Here is an 8,995-nt window from a genome sequence, read left to right as displayed (position 1 = left end):
CCAAGAGAAAGAGGGAACAGACGGTCGGCTTTTTCGGCTTCATTCTGGAGTGTTTCAAGGACAACACCGGACTCTACTGTGATCGTGAAACCGATCGGGTCGACTGAGCGGATCTGGTTGAGGCGGGAGAGCGAAAGCACGATCTCATCCCCGGTTTCCTGCGGGATTTGCCCACCCACAAGACCTGTGTTGCCGCCCTGTGGCACGACCTTCAAATCATGCTTGTAAGCGTAGGCCATCACCGCGCTGACCTCTTCCGTATTGCCTGGTCGAAGCACCATCGGAGTCGATCCCTGATAAAGGTCACGCCACTCGGTCAGGTAGGGGGCTTGATCGTCCGGGGTGGTCAGTACGTTCGCTGTGCCGATCATTCCGGCGAAATGGTCGGCATGGGGAGAGCGCTCCATGAGCGGGGTCCTCGTGAGGTTTGACGGTAAAATCGGGCGACAACATAGAGGGTGTTTCCGCTGCCGTCGACGCCTCATTCCGTCTTGGCGTCTCTTGAAGGAACAAACCCCTTGTGCCATAGGATGCCAGCCCGTTCGGGGTGTAATGGAATTCTTTTCGGAGATGACGATGGCGGAAACGCGCGGACTGATGAACGGCAAACGCGGCCTGATCATGGGTGTGGCAAACAACAAGTCAATTGCCTGGGGTATTGCCAAAGCGTTGGCCGACGCAGGAGCCGAATTAGCGCTCACTTATCAGGGTGACGCATTGAAAAAGCGTGTCGAGCCGCTCGCAGACCAGTTGGGCGCATTTGTTGCCGGACACTGCGATGTAACTGACGGCGAAACAATCGATGCTGTCTTCAAAAACCTTGAAGACAAATGGGGAAAGATCGACTTCGTCGTTCATGCGGTGGCATTTTCAGACAAGACCGAGCTGACCGGCCGGTTTGTCGACACTTCTTCTGACAACTTCAACCGGACAATGGACATTTCCTGCTATTCGCTGACGGCTGTGACGCAGCGGGCGGAAAAACTGATATCCGAAGGCGGTTCCATCCTGACGTTGACCTATTACGGTGCTGAAAAGGTCATGCCGCACTACAACGTCATGGGTGTTGCAAAAGCCGCGCTGGAGACAAGCGTCAAGTATCTGGCCATGGACCTTGGTCCGCAGAATATTCGCGTTAATGCAATTTCCGCAGGGCCTATCAAGACGCTGGCCGCCTCCGGTATCGGCGATTTCCGCTACATCTTGAAGTGGAACGAATACAATTCGCCGCTGCGCCGCACGGTAACGATCGAGGAAGTTGGTGACAGTGCGCTGTTCCTTTTGTCCGACCTTGGCCGTGGTGTGACCGGTGAAATCCAGCATGTTGATTGCGGTTACAACATCGTCGGCATGAAGGCTGTCGATGCTCCTGACATTTCCGTTGTCAAGGACTGACGATCATTGGATCCTGAATGGCCGGTCGTTGACCGGCCATTTTTGTTTTCGCCCTGGCAGTCCTGTTCGGGGCGTTCTTTATTGCGGATAGTTTTATGACCTCCTTTCAGCCAGCAAAAGAACCAGGCGTGCTGCCAAAATTGCATGATCCGGAATTGTTGATTTTCATCCGCCATGGCCAGACCGATTGGAACGCCGAAGGGCGAATGCAGGGCCAGCGCGACATTCCGCTGAACCAGGTCGGCGAAGGGCAGGCGGTCGGTAACGGCGAGAGGTTGAAAGCATTTCTCGATGCGCAGAACATCGACCCGGCAGAATTGGAGTTCGTTTCCTCACCTTTGGGCCGCACACGTGCGACCATGGAGCTGATGAGACATGCCATGGGTCTGGAAAAAGCCAGCTACCGCCTGGAAGACCAGCTCAAGGAAATCACCTTTGGCGACTGGGAAGGATTCACGTTGGAGGATCTGGCCGACGAGGAACAGGACAGGATCCTGCAACGTCGGGCGGACAAATGGGGTTTTGTGCCGCCCAATGGCGAAAGCTACAAAATGCTGGCAGAGCGCATCGGAACATGGTTGAAAACCGTCAACCGGCCTTCGGTAATAGTTTCGCATGGTGGCGTCTACCGGGTCATGCGCGGACTGCTTGAAGGTCTTGATACTGTTTCGGTGCCAAGGCTGGATGTGCCACAGGACAAGGTGTTTGTCTGGCGCGGCAGCCGGTTCTTAGAAGTCTGAGGCAAGTGCTTGCGACCGGGCTGGCGCCGCGTCCTGAAATCGCATTGCCGGGACTACACATTTATTTGACAATGAGCTGCCTCACGATCGGTGATCCTTTTCTGCCGTCCAACGTAGGCAATCACAGCAAGTCTCGAGTGTGTTACTAGGGTGTGTCCAAGGATCGGTGCCGTGTCTGCCGAAGATTTTTACAGTGAATTGCCGAGTTTTACCGACTTCAGCAGTGTAGGTGCGCTCGACGATTATCGTCCGGTTCCCGACGACTGGTTTGTCCTGGCAGCCGACATCGTAAGATCCGGTGACGCTGTCGCGGAAGGGCGCTACAAAGACGTCAACATGATCGGCGCTGCTGTCATCGCGGCGGTTCTCAACAGCGTCGGACGAGAGCGTATCCCCTTTGTATTCGGCGGTGATGGCGCGATGCTTGTCGTGCCTGCCAAAGATCTGGAGCTCGCTTGTGACGCACTAGCCGGCGTCGTGGATCTCGCCCGTCAGGTGATGGAGCTGGAGTTGCGGGCCGCTGCGATTCCTGTTGCGGATCTGCGGCAAATGGGCGGCGATGTCAAATTGCGGAAATACCAGCTCAGTCCCGGCAATCATCTCGCAATGATCTTGGGGGACGGCCTTGCGATTGCCGATCGTATTCTAAAGGACCCTGATGCCAATGCGCCATATGCCATCAGGCGTGAACAGGCGGAACTGCCGCCTCTCGAGGGCCTGTCCTGCCGGTGGGAGCCACTGCCGGCTCAAAACGGCCAGATCGTTTCCCTGATCATCAAACCGTGTGGCAATCGAACGTTGCCGCAGTTCATGGAAGGCTTTGCAAAGGAACTGGGTTTCAATCCCTTGACCGACGACAACAGGACGAAACTGGCCGAAGGTGAACGGCTTTGTTTCAAGTTTCCACCAAGGGGACTGAGCCTGGAAGTTCAATTGACGTCTGCCCGCAATCATTTACGTGGCTGGGCAAAGAGCCTCATTGAATGCGTCGCATTCGTCTATGGGTACGCGACCGGGTGGCGAGTCGGGCCATTTGACCCGAAGAGGTATTTCAAGGAACTGGGCCTCAATACGGACCACCGCAAGATCGGCGACAGTCTGCAACTGGTGCTCGATCTGACGCTGGATCAGCTGAATGCCGTTGAAAACTATCTGACTTCAGCATTTGCCGAAGGCGAGGTCATTTTCGGAATGCACGTATCCAGCGAAGCTTTGATGACCTGTTTTGTCGAAGATATCGGCAAAAGTCAGCATATTCATTTTGTTGACGGATCCAACGGCGGATTGTCGCTCGCTGCGGCGGAATTCAAGAAAAGAAGAGAGGCTCTGGAAGACAGCCTCAAAGCTCCCGGACGGCCTTCAGCGATTGGCTAGGGCCGGTAGGGGCAAGGAAATTCTGCTTGAGGATCAGCGCTGCGAGTGTCTGTTCCGGCACCGCCCTGGATATAAGAAAGCCCTGGATTACATCGCAGCCGTTTTGCGCCAGCCACAACCGTTCGCCTTCCGTTTCAACACCTTCTGCAAGAACACTGATGTCCAGGCTTTTGGCCAGGTTGATCAACGCACTTGTGAATTTCTGCAGGTCTGGTCTGGTGTCGACACCGGACACGAAGCTGCGATCGATTTTCACTCTGTCGACTTTCAGGTCGCGAAGGCTTGAGATACTGGAGTGACCGGTTCCGAAGTCGTCGAGTTCAATGAAAAACCCGAGTTCAGACAGGCGTGCGATGTTTTCCTTGATCGGGGTGGCGGTCACCTCGTCGATCATCACCGCTTCCAGAATTTCCAGGCTGATGACTGCCGGATCAAGACCCGTTTCCCTGACCTGATTGTAGAGGCCTTCGACCGCATTTGCGTTGCTCAGCAGATTGGCCGAGACGTTCAGGCCAAAATGAATCGTACGTCGGGTTCTTCCATTCAGGTGAGCGGCAAGCTGCAGCGTGTCCCTGCGAACGGTGTCTTCGATCCGCTCCATGTAACCCGCTTCGACCGCTGCTGGCAGGAATGAACCTGGATAGCGGACGTGGTCATGATCGACCCATCGTACGAGCGCTTCCGCACCGACCACCTCGTTGGTATGAATGTCAATCTGAGGCTGGAACCAGGGCATGATGTCGCCCTCGTTCATTGCCTTCAGCAGCTCTTTTGCAATCTGACCGTTTTTCTCGAATGCTGTGCGCATTTCCGCGGTGAACCGGGCATATTTCCTTGGGCCGCGTTGCTTTGCTGACCTGAGGGCCAAGGCACCGTCAACCAGAAGCTGGTCTGTTATGGTATCGCCCGGTTGACTGATCAAGACGCCTGCGTTGGTCTCCAGGGCGGTTTTTTGTTCGTTGATCGTGCGCTCACGTGCGAAGTCCCGGTTGACCATGCACGCGAATTTCTCGAATTCCGCCGCATCATCGACGCTCGGACGCAGCAGCATGAATTCGGTGCCGCCGGTTCTTCCCAGGAAATCTTCAGGCTCCGCAAACTGCGTCAGCTGCGCGGCAACTTCACGCAGTATTGCGTCTCCGGTCTGGTCGCCAAACCGGTCGTTGATATTCTTGAAGTGACGAAGGTCGAAAATGATCAGGCCGACCTGTGTATCAAGATCATTCTTGGGCAGAGCCCGTATGGCTTTGATAAGCGCGCGCCTGTTCGCAAGACCGGTGAGGGGGTCGTGAAATCCGAGGTCTTCGAATTCGCGCTGGGTACGGTCAGCCAATGCACGGGTGAGTGCAATGGCGATCGCGAACGCGGCAATGATGACCAGTCCGCTGATCAGTCCGACAAGCGCGACAGTAAAAAGCGTTGCGGCACGTTGCTGATGCAAATCGCCGTTCAGGTAATCCAGTGCGGACTGCCACAAACTGAATGTTGAGCGCACAAATTCCGGTTGAATGGCAATGACCGGTTCGGCAACGACATCCGCGCCGGTCTTGGCGTTGATCGCCGATGACAGCAGCTTCGCGCCCTGTGCCTGATAGGCCACGTTGGCTTCCCGGTAGAGCTGCGCCTGCTGGCGTAGACTTTCTGCACCGGGACCGCTCAGGCTTTCAAAGAAAGTCGACGTTTCGCGCGAAGCTCCATCGGCGGCGACCTTGAACTGCCCGCCCTGAACCGGGATCAGCATTTTGTCCCAGGTATTGATTTGTTCTCGCCCGGTCAGATTGCGGGCGTTTCTGACCATGACAGCGGATTCAATGACGACAGACAGCAACGTGTCGTTGATCAGATGCGGTAGTCTGGAAGTCTCGTAGGATGAGGCCGCGCTGAGGTTCGCCAGGCGTGAAATTGAGGAGGCCAGGCTTCTTGCCTCACGAAGAGCTGACGGAACGTTCTTCTGTTCCAGGAACGTGTCCAGACTTTCAACAAGGCTGCCGCTCATTTCGGCTTGGCCGAATTCGGCAAGCTGGAGCCGGAGCAGGTCAGGCGATTTTTGAACCTGGCCCGTAAGAGCCTTTTCCTGCATTAGGGGGCCGAGTGATTGTATGAGGTGCAACCCGGTCAGGCTTCGGTCGATTGCGTTTACGTTTTCGAACCGGTTGTTGAACCAGAGCGTAGCAAAAACCAGGCTGGGAGCCAGCAAAAAGACAATCAGACCTGTTAACCAACCCCGGATGCGCACTTGAGCGACTCACATAAATTTCCCCACCGCAAATAGGGAATAACGCTAGAGCCTTAAAGATTGGCAAATTCCGGGGCGAATTCTTTTGCTTTTCAAAAGCTGTTCTCAGGAAATACCTTTATAAGACCGGGTAATCACGCAGTAGTGATTGTCTTTTGTCTTCGTTACCTTTCCGTGGAGGTAGCAAATGGCTGAAAAAGCCGGGAAGGGGTGTCGGAGACGCCATAGGGCTTGAGCTTGCGTGTTGTATGGCGTATCGCTCGGCTCCTGACGTTTAATCTCCAATTTTCGGAAACCGTTCATGTCGCATAACAGTTTTGGTCATTTGTTCCGGGTCACAACATGGGGCGAAAGCCACGGACCGGCGATCGGCTGTGTTGTTGACGGCTGTCCCCCGCTGATCCCGCTCACCGAAGCCGACATTCAGGGGTTTATGGAAAAACGCAAACCCGGTCAGTCGCGTTTTACCACGCAACGGCGTGAGCCGGACGAGGTGAAGATCCTGTCAGGCGTCATGATGGACGAAGACGGCGTGCAGAAAACAACTGGAACGCCGATTTCCCTGATGGTCGAGAACACCGATCAGCGGTCAAAAGACTATTCGGAAATCAAGGATCGTTTCCGGCCCGGTCATGCTGATTTCACCTATGACGCAAAATACGGAATTCGTGACTATCGCGGTGGCGGTCGTTCTTCGGCTCGCGAAACGGCAATGCGGGTCGCAGCTGGTGCCGTCGCGCGGAAGGTGCTGCACGGAGTGTCCATTCGCGGAGCCCTCGTCCAGGTCGGCCCGCACAAGGTGGACCGTGGCAACTGGGACTGGGCGGAAGTCAACAACAATGCCTTTTTCTCACCCGATGCAGAAGCTGCCGCTTTCTGGACCGAATACCTGGATGGTGTCCGCAAGGCGGGGTCCTCAGTCGGGGCCGTGATCGAGGTTGTCGCCGAAGGTGTGCCTGCCGGCTGGGGGGCGCCGATCTATAGCAAGCTGGATACGGACCTGACGGCTGCGATGATGTCCATCAACGCAGTGAAGGGCGTTGAAATCGGTAATGGATTTGAAGCGGCCAGCCTGACCGGTGAGGAAAACGCCGATGAGATCCGCATAGACGATGTCGGACAACCCATGTTCCTGACCAACAATGCAGGTGGTGTTTTGGGTGGAATTTCCAATGGCGATCCGCTGGTCGTGCGGTTTGCTGTCAAGCCGACGTCTTCAATCCTGACCGAACGCAAATCCATTACCCGTCAGGGAGAAGAAGTGGACGTGATGACCAAGGGCAGACATGACCCTTGCGTCGGCATTCGCGCCGTGCCGGTCGGGGAAGCGATGATGGCCTGAGTGCTCGCGGATCACTTTCTGCGTCATCGCGGTCAGGTCGGATAAGGAAGACACCGCTTTACTGATGGTTCAGGCAGCATGTCTGAGCCTCTTCAATTCTAAAAGAAAACAACCCTGACGAGACCGGTGATTGCCAGAACCGTCAACAGACACAGACACCAACGTTTATATGTGTGTTCCAGACTTCGGCTGAACAGTTTGCTGCCGACAAAAACCCCTGCCAGCACTATGGGGGCAAACAAAAGGCCGCGATGAATTGCCGCCTCACCCAAAAGGCCGAAAAAGAGCAGCGTGACGACGGACGTAATCATGCCGCAAAACAAGAACAGCACGAGCGAACCGCGCATTGTTCGTGCTTTGTGCGATGAGGCCAGCACGTAAAGCGCAATGACCATGCCACCTATTGAGGCAAGACCTGTGACCACACCGGCGACGAGCCCGGTAACGGGAAGAGCGTAGCGTGTTGAAAACAACGTCAGACTGACTTTGAAAAGCTGAAGAATTGTCAGCGAGAGCACCAGCAGCAAGGCGACTAGTTTCGACAAATCCGGTGGGATGCTGGTCGTGGCGGCAAGCCCGAGGGGAACGCCCACCGCACTACAAACAGCCAGGGTGAACGCGGTCCTGCGATCGGCGTCTCTAAGACCTCCTTTGAACATGGCAAGACTTGCTGCGGCTTCCAGCAGGAAACAGACCGGGATGAGTTCGACCGGCGGAATGAACACAACAATGCTGGCCATCAAAACGGCAGATAAACCGAAGCCGGCAAATCCTCGCACCAGCCCGGCAACAAACACCATGGCCGCGCTTATTGTCAGATAGGAAAGTGGCAATCCGGTCCAGACCGACAAAGCCTGCATCATGGTTTGGAGACCTTCTGGAGAACATGGGTTCAAGCATTATCGAGCTGCGAATATGCAGGTAAAGACTCGATATGGCAGGTCGGAGCTGCAATATTGCAGTCATGAATTGGGAAAACCTGAAGTACCTTCTAGCATTTTACCGTTCTGGCTCGCTGACCGATGCTGCTGAGCACCTCAATGTCGACGCGACTACCGTGTCCAGGCATCTGGCAGCGCTTCAAAGTGAGACCGGTATTCAACTGGTCGAAAAATCGGCAGACGGATCTCTGGAACTGACTGCAGCAGGGCTGCGGGCTGTAGAGCATTCTGAAACAGCCGAGACCGCGCTTGCCCGACTGGAAGCGGAATTGACTGGCGCAGGCATGGCGGAGGAGGGAACAGTCAGGATTTCCTCAGTTCCGATGGTGATCAACAGGATCCTGATGCCGGAAATGAAACAGTTCACCGCACAGCATCCAGCCATCGAATTGCATCTGGCTTCGGAGGTTCGCAATGTCAGTCTGACGAGACGCGAAACCGACATGGCCATTCGCCTCGGTCGGCCGAAGGAAGGTGGATACAAGGTCAAGGCAAGGCGCATTGCCGTCCTGAAGCACGCCGCCTTTGGACCAAGGCAGGAGACGTCGGAAGAGTTGCCCTGGATCATCTATCACAAAAGCACGAGTTTCCTGCCACAAGCTCGCTGGATGGCGGAAAACATTTCGGCAGATGCAGCAGAAATCTCGAGTGTCCGGCCCAGTGATCTGGAAGGTGTGATTGAAGCAGTGGCAGCGGGGCTTGGCCGTTCGATCATACCGGTTAGGGTCGCTGAGGCGGATCGCCGGCTGCGAAGGCTTTCGGAACCGAAACCTGACCTGCTTCGTGAAGTCTGGTTGCTGCAACATGCCGATCAGGTCGGACTTGCCCGCATGACCGCTGTCAGCCGCTGGCTTGAGAAGATCTTTTCGACCGATTTACTCGACTAGGCCGTGTGGACGAATTGGTTTCGGACGCGGCGCATTTGACACTTGAGGGCGTCGGAAAGCTCGCCCCTAAATCAATACGG

At 55.5% G+C, this 8,995-nt stretch carries 8 protein-coding genes; 5 read left to right on the top strand and 3 right to left on the bottom strand.

The features are described from left to right. Positions 1–407, bottom strand: a 407-nt coding sequence (locus K5905_RS19995; protein ID WP_297586916.1) for an FAD-binding oxidoreductase, incomplete at its 3' end; no start/stop codon positions are given. Positions 408–576: 169 nt separating this feature from the next. Here K5905_RS19995 and fabI point away from each other — a divergent pair. The 3 genes from fabI to K5905_RS19980 all read left to right on the top strand — a co-directional run bounded on the left by fabI (position 577) and on the right by K5905_RS19980 (position 3,509). Further along, a complete protein-coding gene (gene fabI / locus K5905_RS19990; RefSeq protein ID WP_297586915.1) occupies positions 577–1,395 on the top strand; it encodes an enoyl-ACP reductase FabI in 819 nt (272 codons plus the stop codon). A 95-nt stretch (positions 1,396–1,490) separates the two neighbouring features. Next, complete coding sequence (locus tag K5905_RS19985; protein ID WP_297586914.1) at positions 1,491–2,135, top strand: histidine phosphatase family protein; 645 nt, start codon at positions 1,491–1,493, stop codon at positions 2,133–2,135. A 171-nt stretch (positions 2,136–2,306) separates the two neighbouring features. Beyond that, positions 2,307–3,509 carry a DUF3095 family protein gene (locus tag K5905_RS19980; RefSeq protein WP_297586913.1) on the top strand — a complete coding sequence of 401 codons (1,203 nt, stop codon included), beginning with the start codon at positions 2,307–2,309 and terminating at the stop codon, positions 3,507–3,509. Here K5905_RS19980 and K5905_RS19975 read toward each other — a convergent pair. After that, positions 3,475–5,745: a bifunctional diguanylate cyclase/phosphodiesterase gene (locus K5905_RS19975; RefSeq protein WP_297586912.1), complete on the bottom strand. Its 2,271-nt coding sequence runs from the start codon at positions 5,743–5,745 to the stop codon at positions 3,475–3,477. The genes K5905_RS19980 and K5905_RS19975 overlap by 35 nt on opposite strands. 301 nt (positions 5,746–6,046) lie before the next feature. Here K5905_RS19975 and aroC point away from each other — a divergent pair, with 301 nt between their 5' ends. Beyond that, positions 6,047–7,087, top strand: coding sequence for a chorismate synthase (aroC, locus tag K5905_RS19970; protein ID WP_297586911.1), 1,041 nt, complete (start codon positions 6,047–6,049; stop codon positions 7,085–7,087). A gap of 98 nt (positions 7,088–7,185) precedes the next feature. Here the strand turns inward: aroC and K5905_RS19965 are convergent, their stop codons facing one another. Further along, entirely contained in the window at positions 7,186–7,950 is a 765-nt protein-coding gene (locus K5905_RS19965) for a sulfite exporter TauE/SafE family protein (RefSeq protein ID WP_297586910.1), read from the bottom strand. Positions 7,951–8,021: 71 nt separating this feature from the next. Here K5905_RS19965 and K5905_RS19960 point away from each other — a divergent pair, with 71 nt between their 5' ends. Next, positions 8,022–8,915: a LysR family transcriptional regulator gene (locus K5905_RS19960; RefSeq protein ID WP_297586909.1), complete on the top strand. Its 894-nt coding sequence runs from the start codon at positions 8,022–8,024 to the stop codon at positions 8,913–8,915. Positions 8,916–8,995 lie beyond the last annotated feature (80 nt).

Source organism: Roseibium sp. (assembly GCF_025698965.1).
In the GTDB taxonomy this organism is placed as follows: Bacteria; Pseudomonadota; Alphaproteobacteria; order Rhizobiales; family Stappiaceae; genus Roseibium.
This window is presented reverse-complemented; position numbering and strand designations above follow the sequence as displayed.